19 protein-coding genes and 1 pseudogene are annotated in these 16040 nt (G+C 70.8%); all 20 read right to left on the bottom strand.

Annotation, left to right across the window (positions count from 1 at the left end; genetic code table 11):
- Positions 1-138: 138 nt before the first annotated feature.
- The 20 genes and pseudogenes from Sspor_RS08570 to Sspor_RS08480 all read right to left on the bottom strand — a co-directional run bounded on the left by Sspor_RS08570 (position 139) and on the right by Sspor_RS08480 (position 15895).
- Positions 139-1890: a type IV secretory system conjugative DNA transfer family protein gene (locus Sspor_RS08570; RefSeq protein WP_202203556.1), complete on the bottom strand. Its 1752-nt coding sequence runs from the start codon at positions 1888-1890 to the stop codon at positions 139-141.
- A gap of 87 nt (positions 1891-1977) precedes the next feature.
- Positions 1978-2562, bottom strand: a complete 585-nt coding sequence (locus tag Sspor_RS08565; protein ID WP_202198489.1) for a hypothetical protein — start codon at positions 2560-2562, stop codon at positions 1978-1980.
- Between the two features lie 37 nt (positions 2563-2599).
- Positions 2600-3250 (bottom strand): SPDY domain-containing protein, encoded by a 651-nt coding sequence (locus Sspor_RS08560; RefSeq protein WP_202198488.1) that lies wholly within the window; start codon positions 3248-3250, stop codon positions 2600-2602.
- Positions 3251-3463: 213 nt separating this feature from the next.
- Positions 3464-4351: an SPDY domain-containing protein gene (locus Sspor_RS08555; protein ID WP_237403751.1), complete on the bottom strand. Its 888-nt coding sequence runs from the start codon at positions 4349-4351 to the stop codon at positions 3464-3466.
- Entirely contained in the window at positions 4285-4626 is a 342-nt protein-coding gene (locus Sspor_RS08550; RefSeq protein WP_202198487.1) for a hypothetical protein, read from the bottom strand. Before Sspor_RS08550 ends, Sspor_RS08555 begins: the two co-directional genes overlap by 67 nt.
- A 38-nt stretch (positions 4627-4664) precedes the next feature.
- Positions 4665-5471 (bottom strand): SPDY domain-containing protein, encoded by an 807-nt coding sequence (locus tag Sspor_RS08545; RefSeq protein WP_202198486.1) that lies wholly within the window; start codon positions 5469-5471, stop codon positions 4665-4667.
- Positions 5468-5842 carry a hypothetical protein gene (locus tag Sspor_RS08540; protein ID WP_202198485.1) on the bottom strand — a complete coding sequence of 125 codons (375 nt, stop codon included), beginning with the start codon at positions 5840-5842 and terminating at the stop codon, positions 5468-5470. Before Sspor_RS08540 ends, Sspor_RS08545 begins: the two co-directional genes overlap by 4 nt.
- A gap of 270 nt (positions 5843-6112) precedes the next feature.
- Positions 6113-6523 (bottom strand): hypothetical protein, encoded by a 411-nt coding sequence (locus Sspor_RS08535; RefSeq protein ID WP_202198484.1) that lies wholly within the window; start codon positions 6521-6523, stop codon positions 6113-6115.
- A gap of 28 nt (positions 6524-6551) precedes the next feature.
- Entirely contained in the window at positions 6552-7310 is a 759-nt protein-coding gene (locus tag Sspor_RS08530) for a hypothetical protein (protein WP_202198483.1), read from the bottom strand.
- Between the two features lie 29 nt (positions 7311-7339).
- Entirely contained in the window at positions 7340-7981 is a 642-nt protein-coding gene (locus Sspor_RS08525; protein WP_202198482.1) for a hypothetical protein, read from the bottom strand.
- Positions 7978-8730: a hypothetical protein gene (locus Sspor_RS08520; protein WP_202198481.1), complete on the bottom strand. Its 753-nt coding sequence runs from the start codon at positions 8728-8730 to the stop codon at positions 7978-7980. The genes Sspor_RS08525 and Sspor_RS08520 overlap by 4 nt, the downstream gene beginning before the upstream one ends.
- A gap of 512 nt (positions 8731-9242) precedes the next feature.
- Positions 9243-9467 carry a hypothetical protein gene (locus Sspor_RS40435; protein ID WP_237403750.1) on the bottom strand — a complete coding sequence of 75 codons (225 nt, stop codon included), beginning with the start codon at positions 9465-9467 and terminating at the stop codon, positions 9243-9245.
- 33 nt (positions 9468-9500) lie between these two features.
- Positions 9501-10343 (bottom strand): relaxase/mobilization nuclease, encoded by an 843-nt coding sequence (locus Sspor_RS08510; RefSeq protein WP_202198480.1) that lies wholly within the window; start codon positions 10341-10343, stop codon positions 9501-9503.
- Positions 10344-10360: 17 nt separating this feature from the next.
- Positions 10361-10780, bottom strand: a complete 420-nt coding sequence (locus Sspor_RS08505) for a hypothetical protein (RefSeq protein ID WP_202198479.1) — start codon at positions 10778-10780, stop codon at positions 10361-10363.
- Positions 10781-10897: 117 nt separating this feature from the next.
- Positions 10898-11398, bottom strand: coding sequence for a hypothetical protein (locus tag Sspor_RS40430; RefSeq protein ID WP_237404276.1), 501 nt, complete (start codon positions 11396-11398; stop codon positions 10898-10900).
- Positions 11399-11650: 252 nt separating this feature from the next.
- Positions 11651-12550 (bottom strand): annotated as a pseudogene (locus tag Sspor_RS40425) (MFS transporter); the annotation flags it as partial.
- Between the two features lie 176 nt (positions 12551-12726).
- Positions 12727-13809 (bottom strand): hypothetical protein, encoded by a 1083-nt coding sequence (locus tag Sspor_RS08495; protein ID WP_202198478.1) that lies wholly within the window; start codon positions 13807-13809, stop codon positions 12727-12729.
- A 108-nt stretch (positions 13810-13917) separates the two neighbouring features.
- On the bottom strand, positions 13918-14835 hold the full coding sequence (locus Sspor_RS08490) for a hypothetical protein (RefSeq protein ID WP_202198477.1): 918 nt from the start codon (positions 14833-14835) through the stop codon (positions 13918-13920).
- Positions 14836-14969: 134 nt separating this feature from the next.
- On the bottom strand, positions 14970-15404 hold the full coding sequence (locus Sspor_RS08485; RefSeq protein ID WP_202198476.1) for a hypothetical protein: 435 nt from the start codon (positions 15402-15404) through the stop codon (positions 14970-14972).
- A gap of 23 nt (positions 15405-15427) precedes the next feature.
- The gene (locus tag Sspor_RS08480; protein WP_202198475.1) at positions 15428-15895 is read right to left on the bottom strand and encodes a hypothetical protein; all 468 of its coding nucleotides are present in this window, start codon (positions 15893-15895) and stop codon (positions 15428-15430) included.
- Positions 15896-16040 lie beyond the last annotated feature (145 nt).

The following is a 16040-nucleotide window of genomic DNA, read 5'->3' as shown; positions in this document are numbered from 1 at the left end:
CAGCTGCGATGTGGTTGGCCAGGGCTCGGGCGATGTCCTTGACGGTGGGGGTACTCGATTCGATCGAAAGCTCCAGGCAAGGTCAGGGGATGGGCTTGACACACGGTGAAGGGTTCCGACAGTGCGGCCGGGGCCGGCTTACGCCGCCTTCCCGAAGTCGGTCTTCTTCGGGGCGGCCTTGGCGACGGCGCGGTCGGTGATGCCTTTCGAGGCGGCTGCGGAGGTGGCGGACAGGCTGTCGGCGCCGGGCTCCAGATACCAGGGCCGCAGGTCGAGCATCGCGGCACGCATGCCGGTGGCGAAGCACAACGCGGTCCCCTTCGGGAGAGCGCGGATCGCGTCGGCGGGCAGGACCCGTTCCTGCCGCATGCTGAAGGAGGTGGACTTCCCGGAGTCGGAGATGGACGTGGACTTGGTCTCGACATCGTGGTCGCCGATCAGCCTGGACAGCTTGTCGGCGAAGTCCGGGTCGTCGATGCCGGAGCCGATCACCTTCACGGTGCTCGCAGACCACATGGCGTCCATGCCCGCGTCTCCCCAGACCTTCTGGCCCTGGCGGTAGGACTGCAGGATGGTGATCGGGATGATCCCGCGGGACCCGAGGTGGGAGTACAGGTCGGGAAGGTCGCTGATCTTGCACACGTTGGCGGCCTCGTCGAGGATCGCCAGCATCGGCGGGTCCAAGCGTCCGCCAGCCCTCTCAGCCTGGACGGTCGCGGCCCGCATCACGGAGTCCGCGCACGCCGCGATCAACGCCGAGGCTCCGCCGCCTCCGTCCTTCGACAACAGATACAAGGTGTCCTTGCTGGTCACGAACTCGGCGGGCTTGAACTCGGCGACCCCCTTCTGCGGGGTGACCCACGCGGCGATCTCACTGTTCAGCAGCGCCGACGCGTACTGCCGCGCCGTTTCGTAGATGCCGTCACGCGTCTCCGGCGGGCCCTCGACGGTTCCCTTGAGCTGGGCGGCGACAGCTGAGAACCCGTGATCGCGGAGGATGTCCAGGGGCCTGCGGTCGGCAGGAAAGGCCAGCCACTGCATGACGTCGGTGATGGGACGCTCGTCCAGGGCCGCGGCGAGGAACAACTGGGACAAGATGTTGCTGCCCGCCTTGGACCAGAAGTCGCCCTGCTGGGAAGCATCCACGCTCGCAGCGAGGAAGTGCCCGGCCAACCGCCCTGCCCCGTCGAGGGACTTGGCGGTGGCGAGCGGGTTCCACCACATCTCGCGAGTCGCGTGGGCGATCTGCTGCGGATCCATGCTCCAGGTCCGGCCGTCCTCCCCGCGGGCGTCGAGCGTCGCGGTGTAGGCGTCGCCGGCGGCCTTGTTCGAGGTGAGGAGAACGGGGCCGGGGGCGGCGAGGATCGCAGGGATCGCCAGGCAGGTCGTTTTGCCGGAGCGGGGGGCCATGATCGCGACCGCGACGTCCTCGAAGCCCATCCGGACCTCGGACCGGCTGCCCTGCAGGTTGCCGAGCAGGACGCCGGTGTCGGAGGCGTCGATGGCCTTGGCGTCCTTCAGACTCGGCCTCAGGGAGCGCGCCTTGGCCGTGATGGCCTTGGCGAGCAGCGGCTCGATGTCCCTCCGCTGGGCCATCCCGGCGACGCGCTTCCTCTTCCCGCTCGCGCCCCTGCGCCGGGACCACCACAGGTATCTGAAGACGCTGAGAGCGAGGAGGACCATGGCGGGGAGGATGCGGGTGCCGATCAGCAGGGACGTTTCTCCTGCCGGGGGCCAGAGACGTTCGGGGTGGAGAAGGGCTTCAGCCGGCTGGTAAGGGACCCAGGGGCCGCTGTTGGTGATCCAGGCGGTCGCGTTGCCGCCCAGCCAGGCCAGGGTGGACAGGGGCAAGGCGATGACGAGGGCGCCGATGAGGGCCTTGAAGGCCATGTCGTAGCCGTCGTTGGAGTTCGGGGAAGGGTTGGACAAGAGGGCGGTTCCAGGGGATCAGGGCGTGGACTCAGCGGCGGAGGGCGCTCACCGGCGGGTCTTCGCGGGTGCGGCGCCGGGGCCGGGGAGGCCTGCCGTGTGGGCGGCGGCGGATGGGCGGGGCTTGGTGCGCCGGATGGCGGTGTTGATGTCCAGGACGGCCTGGCCGTGGAGGGAGCATTCGTCCAGGTGGTGCCAGACTTCGGCGTTCCGCGCGGCGAGGGGCCCGTCGTACTCCTCGACCCCGGGCCGCGCGGACGTCGGCAGAGTGGCGCGCACGTCGAGCCACTCGCCCTGCAGGGTGTTGAGCCGGCCGAGGGCGTTGTACAGGGTGGAGATCTGCCAGGCCCAGCGGGGGTGAACGTGCCGTTCCGGCAGCTTCTGCAGCTGCACTTCGGCTATGGCGACGAGGTCGTTGGCGCTGGAGTGGATCCTGTTGAAGGAGCGCCAGGTGTCGGCGTCGCGCTGGGCCTGGCGAAATCCGTAGGCGGTCTCGTCGTGGGGCCAGCCGTCGGGGCCGGTGTGCTGGTCGGAGTAGGTGTCCCAGGCGGCGAGGATCTGCTCCGCTTCGAGGAGGTAGAGGGCGAGCTGTTGCAGGCGGAGCTCGTGCAGGCGGCGATCGGGATGTGTCACAGGGGCCTTCGGGGGCGGAGGTATTCGTGGCCGGCGGCTATCGGGCGGGCCGGACCGGTGTGGCGGTGCGCGGGAGAGCGGGCGGTGCCGGTGTGGTGGTGAGCCGTGGCTTGGGGCGGAAGCGGCGGGCTTCGGCCAGGCGCTGCTTGTGGGCGGCGAGGACTTCGCCGCCGATCGCGAACTCGGTTCCCTGGGTGAGGTGCACGCTGTCGTCGATTGCGAACCGGCTGCGCAGAACGGGTGTCGCGGTGGAGAGGGCGTCGGCGAGGTGGGTCAGGAGGTGAGCGGGGGTGTCCTCGTGGAGGTAGGCCCGCCACAGCAGCTGTTCGGGGCCGTACTCGCCGTGATGGCGCGCGGCCACGAATTCCCATCCGCGGACTCCGATGAAGGACGAGACGCGCTGCTCTGCCTGGACGATGCCGTCCGGTGAGGTCAGGGTCTGGGTGCCGGAGTCGTCGGTGGTGTGTGCCCAGCCGCGGCCGGTGAGGATTTCGGAGACCGTGGGCTGCGCCTCGTCTGGGGTGGGGCGGATCAGGGCGTCGGCTAGGCCGGCCACGAGTTCCACCGGGGTGGTGATGGTGAAGGTCGCGGACCAGTAGTCGGGGAGGAAGTCGGTATTGATCTTCCAGTCGGCGTGGAGGCGGGCCGGGTCGAGTACGAGGTGGTGGACGTGGTCGGGGCTGGTCATCGTGATCGCCGGGTGGAGCGGGTCGGAGGTGTTCGTCCACCCGGCGGCGCGTAGGGCGTGGGTGATGTGTCGGGGGTCGCCGGGCCCGGCCAGGTAGCGGGGGCTGACGGTTGAGCCGAGCTTGTTCCCGTGGTCGGCGGCGAAGGCAGCGAGCTGCCGGTCAGTGATGGACAGAGGGCGGCTCCTTGAGGGGCCGGTCGGACCCGGCGGGAGTCACCGGCGGCGCCCGGCGGCGACGGGCGCCGCCGGGTTCGAGCTTGTGACGGGCTGCGTGGTGAGGGCGGTGCGCCGCCCGCGTACGGCGGTGGCCCGGGCACGGGCCAGGCGCGCGGCGTGTTCCTTTACGAGTTCGTCTGCCTGGCGGCTGCTCGGCTTCTGGGTGACGAGGCCGCTGTGAGGGACGTCGAACTCGGCCCGTGCGACGGGAGCGGGGTCGGCCAGCGCGGTGGCGAACGCGGCAACGAGATGGGGGGCGTTGCCGAGGTAGGCCTCCCACACCGTTTCCACCCGGCCCAGGCCGTCGGGGAGGAGCGCGGTGGCGTTCCAGCCGCGGTCCCAGCTGCTCGCCGTGTTCCATCGGCGTAGTTGCATGATGCCGTCGGGGTGTTCGGCGACCTCGTGTCCGCGTTCGTCCTGTACGTGGGTCCAGCCCGCGGCTGTGAGGATGGGCCATACGTCGGGTGCGGTCTCGGGTGCGGGACTGAGGAGGGCGTCGGTGAATCCGGCGAGGATCTCGACAGGGGTGTTGCCGCCGAACTGGGCGTACCAGTTCTCGTCGTCGCTGGTGCAGCTGATCCGCCACCACTTGGAGTACGACTCCGGTTCCGGCTCCAGGGCCAGGGCGTAGCGCTGGTCGGGGCTGGAGAGGATCACGTGCGGGTAGTCCGGGTCGGAGTGGTTGGACCAGCCGGCTGCTCGTAGCGCTTGGGTGATGTGGCGGGGGTCGCCGCGGCCGGCGAGGTGGCGGGGGCTGGTGTCGAACCAGATCCTGCTGTGCGGTTCGTCGATGCGGGTGGAGATGAAGGGCCGCTGGCTCAGGGCGCTGCCTCCGCAGCCGTGGCGCGGGCCAGGCTGCGGACTTCCCAGTGCAGGGAGTGCCACTGCATGATCTCCGTGGCCGCTTCCCGGAGGGTGGTGACCACCGAGTTGACGTCGCTGTTGTACGGCTCGGTGTGGGTGGCGACGGCTCGGGCGGCGGCGCGCAGGACGTCGGACAGCAGCATCGGGACGCCGTCGTCCTCGTCAAGGAGCGGTGTCAGCAGAGACAGGACGTGGGCAGTGGGCGGCTCGGTCCGCAGGTAGTCCACGAGCTGGGCCAGGGTGTCGGTGGCCTGCTCGATCTGCTCCGGGGTGGGGACGGTGACGGGTTCGGTCACGGGGCTCCTCGGTTGTCGTGGGGTGGGCTGAGGGCGGGTCAGCGGCGAGACTTGTTCCCGCCGGCGGTTGTGTACGGACCGGTTGGGGTGTGCTGGCGGGGGCGGGCGGCGGCCCAGGAGTTGCGGGCCCAGGTGGCGGCGCGGGCGGCGGTGATCCGGGCCTGCTGCCAGCCTCCGAGTTCGGAGGGGCGTACGGACACTGAGGTGGTGCGGATCCATTTCGTTGCGGGGACCTCGCCGCGTTGGCGCATGACCGGGGTCGGGTCCGACAGAGCGGCCGAGAATCCCTGGACGAGGTGCATCGGCGTCGTTGGGGTGAAGACCGCGTCCCAGGTCCTGCCGTGCTCGGTGCGGGCCCCGGCCCACCAGTGCGCCTGGCCGGGTTCGCTCTGGTGGTACTGAAGCCAGGCATTGCGGTCCGGGGAGACGGCGGTGAAGTGCTGCCCGCGTTCGGTCTCCCACCCGTTCTCCTCCAGAGGAGCCCACACGTTTGGGGCGTGGGCCGAGCGGTGCTTGGTTAGGGTGTCGGTGAACCCGGCGACGATCTCGATTGGCACGGCCATGGTGAACGTGGCGTGCCAGGCCGGCTGCTGCCCCACTGCCTGTCCGGAGACGGTCCAGCCGCCGGGCATCGACGTCGGGTCGAAGCCGACCCTGACCGTGCGGTCGGGGCTGTCGAAGACGATCGGGCCGCCCGTTCGGGAGATGTCCTTCCAGCCGGAGGCGCGCAGGTACTCGGCGACGAAGCGGAGGTCGCCTCCGCCTCCGAGGTGACGGGGCTCGACCAGGTAGTGCTGCTGTGGCTGGTCGGCAGTCGGACCCCAGCCTGTCCAGGTCTTCTTCACCGGTGCCTCCTGGCGACGAGAGCCGAGGCCGAGGCCGGGATCGGGGTGGTTGCCGGGGCCTGAGCGAGTCGGCGGAGGTCTTCCGCGTGGTCGTCGAGGTCGAGGCCGATGTCGTGGAACTCGTAGGCGGCCCGGCCGAGGGCGAGCCATACCTCGGGCGGCAGCACTCCGGCGGTCGCCCGGTCCTGGGCGAAGCGCGATCCAGTGACCATCAAGGTGGTCAGCTGTCCGAGGATGCCGTCTTCGGGATCGAGGACCTGGCTGAGGGTCCGGGCGGCCTGGCGGGGCGGAGCCGTGACCAGGTGCTCGTTGAGTAGTGCGATCTGCTGCGCGATGTGCCGGGTCAGGGCGTCGGGGTCGTGGACGGTCATGCTCCTCCGGGGCGGTTGGGGCCGGTGCCTGTACGCCGGGACTTGTCCAGCACCCCGAGCAGGCCGGTGGCGGGCGGGTTGTGCCGTCCGGCTGAGCCGGCGGTCACTGCGCGGAGGTAGCGGCGCAGCAGGAAGACGGCCAGGCGCGGGTGGCGGGCGGGGGAGATCGGCGGCGGGTTGGTGGGGTTCTGCTGGATCGTGGTGCTCCGGGTGGTGTGGCGGGCGCCCCGGCCCGGATACGGCGGGGCCGGGGCGGGGTGGGGGAAGTGGTCAGCGAGAACGCGAAGGGGAGCCGGGCGACGCCGGCGGAGCCGCAGCGGGAGCCTGGGCACCCGTGGTCTTGGCCTGCTGGGCGCGGTGCGCGGCCATCGCCTGCCCCCAGGCGGTCACGTCGTACACATCCGGGTCGATGTTGACCTTGTAGTCGGCGATGAGCAGCGGGAGCATCGCGCGGGTGGCGAGCTGCTTCTGGGCCTTCTCGCTCAGGCCGTCGGGGGTTTCGTGCCAGACGTAGACCGGGCCTGCGGTCTCCTCGGTGTGGCGCTCAAGGCCGGCACTGTCGAGGAGGGCCAGGAGTTCTTCGGGTGCGTCGCTGCGGCTGACGATGTGGACGCTGCCGGGGGTGCGGGCCCGTCGGTAGATCTCGACGTCGGTGCCGGCTTCATCGGCCAGATTTCCCACGGGGGATCTCCTCGCGGTGGTGGGTGGATCAGCGGGTCGCAGATGCGACCGCCGGGGAGGGTGGTCGAGCGGGCAGTGCGGTGGGCGCGGGGGCAGGTTGGGCCGGGCGCATGGTGACGCCGACGCCGATACGGGCCAGCTTCTGGGAGACGGCCTGGACGCGGGCGATCTGCTCGCGGTCGCCGTAGGACGCCGGAAGCAGGAACTGCCGGTGGTAGGGGTGGTATTGGAATCCGGCGCCGTACAGGACCGCGGTTGCCTCGCGTACTCCGGTGACGGCGCCGACGGCCCCGTCCGGGTGCCAGGCCATGCTCACCGCTCCGAAGATCAGCGAAGGTTCGGGCCGGCGGGGCGCGGGGTGGGCGGTGTTGTGCCGGACCTGGCGCAGCGCATCCTCGTAGCGGGGCAGCAGCCTGCGGGTGACCTGGGCGGCGGCGCGGGCAGGGCCGGCGGGGATGGCGATGCCGTTGGGTTCGGCCACCCGATGGAAGGCGTCGTGATGGGCGTCTGGTTCCAGTGCGCCGATCATGAACTGGTGGCGGTACCGGGGGCGGTCGAAGAGCAGCAGGCGTGCTCCGTCGGCTCGGGCGAGCACGGCTTGGTGGCTGAGGACGAAGTTGGAGGCTGCGTAGCCGACGGCTCCCATGTCCCACACCGTCGACGTGGTGGCGATCTGGTCGTGGTAGGCGGCGTGGCGGGTGTAGGTGCTGGTCCAGGTATCGGGCAGGCGGGCGGCGAGGCCGTCTGCGAAGGCCGCGAGATCGGTTCGATGGTGTCGTGGAGGCATGGTCGTTTCGGAGGTGGAGTGCGGCGGGTTCAGCGTCCCCGGGTGGGCGGCGACGCCGCTGGGCCTGGAGGTGCAGGCGGTTGCGGGGCTGTCGGTTTGGCGGCGGCGGCCTGATTGCGGATGTGCCGGATCTCGTCGCCGTGGCGCGAGAGCCCGCTGGTGGTGTCCATCAGCCGCATCGAGAGGCTGTCCTTGGACAGCGTGCTGTCCGTTCGCTGGCTCCAGGTGGCCCAGGTCGTGATCAGGGACTGCACCAGGTGGGACAGCAGGCGCTCGGTGGGCGCGGCCACTTCGGCGAGGATTTCGGCGACCTGCTTGTCGTCGGTGGCCTTGCTGGCCCGTTCGGCGAGCTGGTCCAGGTAGCGGTGGGCCGCTGCCCGGTCGCCGTCGGGGGTTGCGAGCGTGTTCAGGGAGGGATCCAGGAAGACGCTGAACCCTGAGAACAGGAGGGCCTGGGCCGCGGCCGTCGCATAGTGACGCTGCTGTTCGACGGGCAGGTCGTGCGGTTGGCGCAGGTAGTGGGCGCCGCTGCCGCGGAAGCGGCCGACGGTCTCCAGGATGCCCGCGGCTTCTGGTGTGCATCTGCTGGTGACCACCAGCTGGGTGCGTGGGTCGCGGGTGATGGTGACGTAGTCGAGGATGAGGAAGTCGGGCTCTGCGCCGTCCTTCACCGGGAACGCACGGTGTTCGCCGTGGCCGGGCGCGGTGCAGGAAGCGGCGTCGTTGCGGGAGTGCCTCGGTGGGGTGCGTTGCGCAGGGTCACACCGATGTTCAGGGCGCCGAGCGCGGCGCCGGCCGCCCGTACGCACTGTGCCTGGTGAGCGGTGTCGTCGCCGGAGGCTACGTACGTCTGCTCGCCGGGGTCGTGGACGAACCCGTGGGCGGTCAGGACGCCGGCCACGTCCGACCGGCCGGTGGTGGCGGTGAGGTCGCCGGATTCCGTCCAGCTCATTACCAGGGTGTCGGGCTGGGAGGAGGCGCGGGTCAGGCTCAGGGCGTTGTCCTGGACCTGGGCCAGAGCGGCCTCGTAGCGGGGCAGGAGGTTGGTGACGATGGCGTCGGTGGCCTGCTCGGGTTCGGCGGGTATCGCGATGCCGTCCGGCTCCCGCACCCCGCGGAATGCTTCCGCGGGGGTGTCAACGGGGGCCATGGCGGCTATGAGGAACTCGTCCTCGTAGCGGGGATGGTCAAGGAGGAAGAGCCGCCGGCCGTCGTCGCGGGTCAGGATGGCGTCGTGCTTCACCGGGTGCTGGGCGAGGGCTTCGGCGACGTGGTTCATGTCCCAGACGTCGGCGGTGGCGCCGTGGTGCTCGTCGTGGGCGGTGTGCTGGCGGAGCTCATGGGTCCAGGTGCCGGGCAGGTTCTGGGTGAGGATGGCGGCGAAGGAGCCGAGCTCGTCGGGGTCGCGGTCGTAGGGCATGGTTCCTCGGGCGGGTCTCGGGGCGGTCAGCGGCGGCGGCTGGCCGGGGCGGGCAGAGCAGCGGCCGGTGTGATGGGCGTGGTGGGGATGCGGGCGGGCACGGGGCAGGGACAGGAGACCGACTTCTCCCGTTCGTCGCTGGCGACTTCCTGGGGGCACGGCGCGCGGTGGGGGTGTACGGCCTGCCGGTCGGCGAGCCCGTTGCGGACGTGCCGCAGGTCAGAGGTGATGACTTGGAGCCGTTCGTCGACCAGGTAGTGCAGCCGTGCGGCGGTGTGCGGGTCGATGGGCTCCCCGAGGTCCTGCAGGAAGTCAGCCGTGGCGGCGAGGACTTCGGCGAGGGCCGGGAGGACACCGTCGTGGGTGGCGGTCAGCTCCGTCAGGGCGTCGCTGACTTCCTCGGTGGTCTCCGCTTCCCGGATCCGGGTCGCGAGGTGTGCGACCTGGGCGCCGACAGAGAGGTAGTGCGGTTCGTGTTGCTCGGTGGCGAAGGCGGGGTCCGCGGTCAGGTCCTAGCCGACGGCTTGGAGGCGGGCTACGGCGCGGGTGGCCAGGCGGATCTCCTCGTCCTGGTCAAGGCCGGTAGGAAGACGGTGGTACGTCTCGTGGCGGCGGACGACTGGGACGAATCCGGTGCGTTCCAGGAGGCTGTGGGCTTCCGGGTCGCCCCCACGGGCGAGGACTTCCCCGGAGTCCGGATCGCGTCGGACGGTCAGTACACGGTGGGCGAGGGCCAAGAAGAGAATGCTTTCTGCGGTAGAGGCGGCCGGTCAGCGCCTCCGGGTGGCCCGGGGCGGGAGCCCGGCGGAGACACCTGTGGTGGCGACTCCGGCCGGGGTGCCAGGGTGCCCGGGGACGATCTCGGCGAGGTCGGATTCAAGGGCGTGGGATCGGCGGGCGATCCACTCCAGCTGGTGCGCGAGCTCCGGCTGGCCCGACGGCGCACTGCCCAGCTGGTGCGCGGCCTTCTCCACGAGACGGCGGGCGGCGGCGAAATGCTGGTGCGCCCCGTTGGGCAAGTCCGCCACGAAGCTGGTGCCGGGAATTTCGACGGTGGGCCGTGCCGCCGCCAGCATGTTCGCCTTGAAGGGGGCGGCGTGGTGGTCTGGCGGGGAGAGAAGGCGGAGGTCGGCTTCGATGCGCCGGCATTCCGCGGCCAGGGCGTGGGGGAGTTGCCTGGGCACGGCCGCCCGGACGCCGTCCTCCCGGACCAGATTGGCGACCAGGTCGAGGCGGTGGGGCAGGTCGCGGAGGGCGATCCACCTGCACGGATTCGGGTCGCCTGCCGGGGCGATTCTTGAGACGCGGGCGAGCCGGTGGCCGACCTCGGACCACTCGGCCGGCGTGAGCTCCCGGTCCTCGGGGTGCTGGCGGACGCTGACGTGGAGGATGACGCGGGGATCACCACAGTAGGTGGCGGCGAAGGGGTGCTCCCGGTGCGACTCGTCGAGGTGCTGGGCCCACTCCAACGAGGTCCATATCCGGTCCTCGTCGGTGAAGTAGTCGAGCTGCGACCAGTACGCGACGATCGTGCCGTCGGTGGTCAGACCCTCCTGGTCGCTGACGGGACGGCCCAGAGCCTCGGCGAGTGCGTGGGTGGACGTGGTGTCCAACTCGTGGAGCGTGGGGATCATCGGCTGCCGGCCCGGCCGTCGGCGACGTGGACGAGCTGGTTCAGCTCGGTGATCGAGTACCAGCCGACATCGACGGGCTTGCTGTCGGTGAACCGGGGCACGAGGTAGTCCTGCAGGGCCCGCTGGTAGATCAGGCAGTCGGGGCAGCGCGTGGAGAGGTGGACGAGGTAGCGGGGGTGCCCGGTGACGAAGCTGCGGGCGCCGCCGTCCGGGTTGCGCAGGCGCCATCCGTCCTCGTTGGTCGGGGTGTGCCAGGACGGGGTGACCACCGTCATGGCGTCGCCCCACAGGATGCCGTCGTCCACTCCCTTGATGACCACGATCCGGTCGCCGGGAGCGAAGTGTCCGTGGGCGATGTCCCGGTCGGGGGTGATGGCGTCAGCGGGTATGAACGCGGCACGGATGGCGTCGGGCACGGCAGAAGTCCTTCCACGAAGGTGCCGCAGTTTCGCGGCGGGTGAAGTACTTCAATGGTCTGGAGAATCCCCGGTTTGGCTGACCGGGGATCGTCGGCTATATATGTCCGCCCACGGTTACCGGAACGGGTTCTCCGTCCCCCGGTCATCAGCGGTGGCCGCGTCCAGCAGCTCGGGAAGGTCAGTGCCCTCGGCGTCGCGCTGGTCGATCCACCACCCGGCCCGCGTGACCGTGCGGATCTTCTCCTCCAGCGCGGCCCAGTCGGCCTCGTCCCAGGTCCCGCTCTCGGTGACCAGCGCGGTGTACGCGGCCGTCACCAGCTGGAACCGGGAACGCTCACCCCAGGCAAGAGCCCGCTCGGGACCCTCCAGCGCCGGCATGTCGAACTGCGTCGCCCAGTCCAATGCGGCCTGCTGCTCCTCGGCCCGCTTCGCCGCCAGCCACACTTCCTTCGTGGCGCTGTCGGAGTCTCGGGAGGCCTTCCAGCAGTCGGTGCAATCCCGGCCGCCGAGCCAGCGGGCGAATCCGGCCCGCTTGTCGGCGGGACGGTCGGACAGGTTGGCCGTGCTCTCGTGTCCACAGCTGTGGACGATCTTCCATTCGGTCCGGATTGCCATAGGCGAATCTCCTTCTGATACAGGTGAGTTGAAGTGGCGGGAGCGTCGGTGGCGGCCGAGGCGACGGCCGGGGCCGAGCTTTCGGCGGGCGAGGACGAGGATGGCCATCGAGACGGCGGCGCCGGCGGCTGGAAGCCCGGCGAGTACGTAGGGGTGCTCGGCGAGGGCTCCGGCGAGCGCGGTTCCGGCGGCCTGGCCGGTGCCGACGGACAGGATCAGCCAGGCGTACGCCTCGGTGGAGCGTGAGGCGGGGGCCAGGGAGTCCACGGTGTGGAAGCCGTTGGTGATGATCAGGGTGAGGAACAGCCCCGGGATCACGGCCAGGGCGATGGCTGCGCGCGGTCCGGGCTGGACCAGCAGGGGCATCCAGCCGAAGAGGAACAGGGCGGCGGTCGCGAGGAGCTGGGTGGTGGTCGTGCCGGGCCATCTCCGGCGGGCATAGATCAGGCCGCCGAGCACGCTGCCGGCGGAGAATGCGGCGGGGAGCATCCCGGAGAGCATGGCCATCTTGTGGGTGGTGGCCATGCCCGCTGCCCACACGTTCATCGCACCGAGCGCGAACCCCGTCCCCGCCAGCGCGGTGAACAGCAGGACCAGACCAGCCCCCGCCAGACGGCCGCCTCCCACCGCCCCACCGGTGGTGGCCCGCCGCCAGGTCCGTGAGGGGGCAGCGGTCAGGACCACGACCGTTCCCACAAGGGTGAGCGCGGCGGCGGCGTTCAGGGCCATACCGGGCCCGTATGCGGTGGCCAGCCACGAGGCGAGCAAGGGACCCACGATGTAGAGGAGGCCCTGGGACCCGGTGTCGAGGGCCTGGACGACCCGCCGTCGGCCCAGATCGGGAAGGACGGTCGGCCACAACGCGCGCAGCCCGGATTCCAAAGGCGGGGTGAACAGACCCGCGAGCCCCACGGCGGCGGTCACGGCCGCCGGGTGGCCGCTCGCCCCGATCCACGGGAGCGAGGCCAGGCAACCGGAGTTGAACACGACGGCCGGTGCGGAGATGCGGGTCTGCCCGTACCGGTCCATCAGCCTGCCCTTGATCGGCTGGGACAGCCCGGACGCCAGCCCGTACAGCGCGGCGAGGAGGCCGGCGAAGGCCAGGGAACCGCCCCCGCCGGTGATCCACAACACGAGTCCGACGGGCACCATGCCGTTGGGCAGACGACCGGTCAGGGTGCCGCCGAGCAGGCGGACAACATGGCGGCTGCCCAGGACGGCGCCGTACGTGGCTGGTGGCGGGGTGGTGGGCGGGTGATCGGCCAGGGTCAACAGGGCAGGGCTTTCCGTCAGAGAGGGCGAGGCGGAGTGAGACCGGACGAGGCGCGCTACCGGCGGGGAACGGAAGCGGCGGAGACCGGCGAGGCCGGAACGACCGGTGTGGTGCCCACCGCGGGCGGGCGCGGTACGGGCAGGTGGCGGGGTGCGGGGGTGCGGTGCGGCGGCAGGACCGCCACCGCGTCCTCCAGCTGTTCGCCGATCTGCGCGAGGTCCTGGACCAGGTGGCTGGTCTGCGCGGAGATCATCCGCAGTCGCACGGAGATCTCCTGGCCGGCCCGGGTGTCCATGGCGGTCGCCCAGGCGGCGCAGGTGTCGAGGAAGGCCGTGAGCTGCGCGATGTGTCCGGCGGGAGCATGGGGCGGCAGGTCGGTGACGTAGGAGATCGCCTCGGCGACGGAGGCGCTGTGCTGCGCGTCGATGACGTCGCGGATCAGCTGTTCCAGTGGCACCCCGGGTGGTGACGCGCTGTCCGGCGGGGGGCCGTTGGGATAGAGCACGCCGGGTGGGACTGCTGGTGGGAGGTGGCGGATCGCTTCGTCGTCGGTGTCGTAGCGCCCGGTCACGCTCATTTCGGGGCCGTCGATGTCCCCGGCGAGGATCACGACCATCTCCTCGTCCTCGTCGACCGGGTGCGGGACGAAGGCGAGGGTGAGCTGGCGGTCGGCGGCGTCGTAGCGAGATTCCTGGGGCCGGAGCAGACCGCGGCTGTGGGCCGAGCGGGCCCAGGCGGTCCATGCCTCCTGTTCCTCCGTACCGAGCCCGGGGTTCGGCTCGGGTGGGTGGGTGGGCTGGAGGGCGAGGTCGCGCAGCAGGACGTCGTGCTCGCCCCAGGTCTGCATGTAGGGCCACAGCAGTGCGTCGCGGGCGGTGGTGTCCTGGCCGTCGGGGTGCTCGTCCAGGATGTGTACGGCATGGGCGAGGTCGGAGATCAGCAGGTGCCAGCGGGCATGGTGCCGGGCCGGGGGCATGGCCTGCAGGCCGGCGCTGGCGTGGACGATCAGGGTGTTGAGGTGGGGGCGGAGATCGACGAAGAGCTCGGCGAGTTCCCGGTTGCGCTCGGCTTCGGCGGCCTGGGCGGCCGGGGCGTCGGTGATGTCTCCGTGGTGGGTACGGAGGTGGTCCACGGCCATCTCGCAGCGGAGCGTGATGACCGAGAACTGGACGGCCCAGCCGGTCAGAGCATTAACCGCCTCGTGCGGAGGTGGGGTCGGGGGGAGGGGAATAGCGGCTCCAGGGGGCTATCTGCGGTTGAGGGCGGCGCCGGCCCGCGGGGGAGGAGAGGGGAGCACCCCGGGTGCGTCCACGGCACGGACGAGGCCAAAGGCGGTCGGCGCGGGTGCGGTGCGGACGGCGGCCCGGGCAAGGTCGACCAGACCCTCGCCCTCGCTCATCCACATCGACAGCAGATCGAGACTCGGGTTCTCCGGTGCCTTCCCCGCGTTCTCGGTGCCCGGGCTGGGCTGACCGAACGCGGCCTCCATGTCCTCCAGGAACGCTGCCTGGTGCGGGTCGAAGGAGTGAAGGCCGCTGGTGCGCAGGGACGCGATGATGCGCGGTGCGATGGTGGCGAAGCGGTCGAAGGCCTCGGCCAGGTCACGCTGGGGAGGATCCTGGACGGTGCCGGGTTCGAACTCCTCCTGCGCCCATGCCAGGTCATCGCCGAGATGGTTCAACTGCATCTCGAAAACGGCCCGGTAGTAGTCGGCGAGCAGGCTGGAGGCGATCTTGCGGGCGGCGGGGACGGGCGCCGAATGCACGGTGATCACGGGCGGCGGTACGACGGCCTCGTCCAGGTACATGTCCTGCGGGGCGAGCATCGCGACGTCGTACACGTCGTGGCGGGGGTTGTAGATGATGGCGAGTTCGGCTCGGTTCTCGGACTGCAAGATCGCAGCAGAGGACACGCGCCGGTTCTCAAGGAGGCGGAGGTTGGGACCGGTCGCCCACAGGCACGAGAAGAGGTCGCCCTGCGTCGCCGGGTGCCCGTAGTTCTCGACCTGCACCTTCCACTGGCCGGGCAGGTCCTTGCTGACTTCGAGGGCGAAGTCGCCGATGTAGCTCTGGTTGGTCGCGGTGACCTTGCTCTGCAAGGCCGCCGCTGTCTCTCTGAGGTTGGTCAGGGCCTCGCGGACGCGGCTGGCGTCCGTCAGGGGCATGACGTAGTTTCCGCCGCCGTCCTTCTCGAATCCCGCGAGTTGAAGGGCGGTGCGAGCCCACCGGGACGATTCGCCGGAGACGAGGGCGACGATGCCGTGGTATTGGCTGGTGTAGAGGGTGATCTCGGAGGACGTCAGGTGGGTGCTCCCTCGTCGTGGCCGACGGGCGTCAGGCAGGGGGCGGCGGTGTCCGCTGTGGTGTCGTACTGGGTGGTCAGCACGTCGACGCCGAGCTGGAAGAGAGCCCGGTCGGCGATGTCGAGGAGGTCGCTCGTGCGCTCGTAGCGGGTGGCGAGCTGGATCTCGCCGTGCTCCCGGCAGCGGGCGCCGGCGGCGCGCAGGAGGTTCCGCAGCGCGATCAGTCCGGCTTCCTCGCCACCGGCCGCCAGTTCGGTCAGCGCGTGGACTTCGGCGGGCGTGGACGCCTGGGACATTGCCTCCGCGCAGGTGCGCAACGAGGCGGCCGGATCTGCCGGGACCGGGAGGCCTCGAAGGAATTCCGCGGCCTCCCGGCGGGCCCGCAGCCGCAGCTCGCTGCTGCTGGGACGGTGGTGGACGGCGTGGGGCATGGGTGGAACGGGTCCTTCTCTCATCAGTGGGTGCGGCTCGTGTGGGTGGTTGCGCTCGGTGCGGGAGTCGCCGGCGTGGTCTGCGGGGGCCTGGAGCCCCAGGCCCGTGTGGTGGCGTACTGGGGCGAGGGGGTGGCGGCGGCCTGCGAGACTCCGGTCCGGTACCACTCGCGCGGGTCCCGAACGGGCTTGGCCTGCACCGGCTTGGTGTTGGCGGGGTCCAGGGAGTAGTCGGCATGGACCTTGTATCCGCTGGTGCGCAGGCTCTCGATGGCCTGGCGGATGCGCCGGGGTCCTTCGTGGGTGGGGGCCGGCAGGAGGTAGACGCCGTGCAGGCCAAGCAGTGGCTGGAAGCCGAGACGGTTCAGGTACCACTGGCTTATGTGGTGAGGGATTCCTTGGGCGGAGGCGACATACCCGTACTGCGGGTGCGTGCCGACGACGAACTGGCCGGGCAGGAGGGCTCCTTTCGAATCAGCGGCGGGCGGCACGCGGCACGGTGGCCGAGATGGGCTCGCGGGCGGAGACTGGGATGGGGGACAACTTCGGTGCGGTCCGAAGAGGCTGGCCCGGGGGCAGGTTGGGCGACCGCGACATCGCTGGGTGTTGCGGTGGGCCATGGCAGGCGGAAGGTGG

Origin of the sequence: Streptomyces spororaveus, from assembly GCF_016755875.1 — a bacterium.
Classification (GTDB): domain Bacteria; phylum Actinomycetota; class Actinomycetes; order Streptomycetales; family Streptomycetaceae; genus Streptomyces; species Streptomyces spororaveus.
Note: the sequence above shows the minus strand (reverse complement) of the source record. Positions and strands in the feature narration are given on the sequence as shown.

Excerpts from the sequence above, each read along its gene's own strand:
- Sspor_RS08490 (WP_202198477.1), bottom strand. The coding sequence starts at position 14,835 with ATGCCCCTGACGGACGCCAGCCGCGTCCGCGAGGCCCTGACCAACCTC.
- Sspor_RS08495 (WP_202198478.1), bottom strand. The coding sequence starts at position 13,809 with ATGGCCGTGGACCACCTCCGTACCCACCACGGAGACATCACCGACGCC.
- Sspor_RS08560 (WP_202198488.1), bottom strand. The coding sequence starts at position 3,250 with ATGACCAGCCCCGACCACGTCCACCACCTCGTACTCGACCCGGCCCGC.
- Sspor_RS40430 (WP_237404276.1), bottom strand. The coding sequence starts at position 11,398 with ATGGCAATCCGGACCGAATGGAAGATCGTCCACAGCTGTGGACACGAG.
- Sspor_RS08540 (WP_202198485.1), bottom strand. The coding sequence starts at position 5,842 with ATGACCGTCCACGACCCCGACGCCCTGACCCGGCACATCGCGCAGCAG.
- Sspor_RS08570 (WP_202203556.1), bottom strand. The coding sequence starts at position 1,890 with ATGGCCTTCAAGGCCCTCATCGGCGCCCTCGTCATCGCCTTGCCCCTG.
- Sspor_RS08520 (WP_202198481.1), bottom strand. The coding sequence starts at position 8,730 with ATGCCCTACGACCGCGACCCCGACGAGCTCGGCTCCTTCGCCGCCATC.
- Sspor_RS08485 (WP_202198476.1), bottom strand. The coding sequence starts at position 15,404 with ATGCCCCACGCCGTCCACCACCGTCCCAGCAGCAGCGAGCTGCGGCTG.
- Sspor_RS08530 (WP_202198483.1), bottom strand. The coding sequence starts at position 7,310 with ATGCCTCCACGACACCATCGAACCGATCTCGCGGCCTTCGCAGACGGC.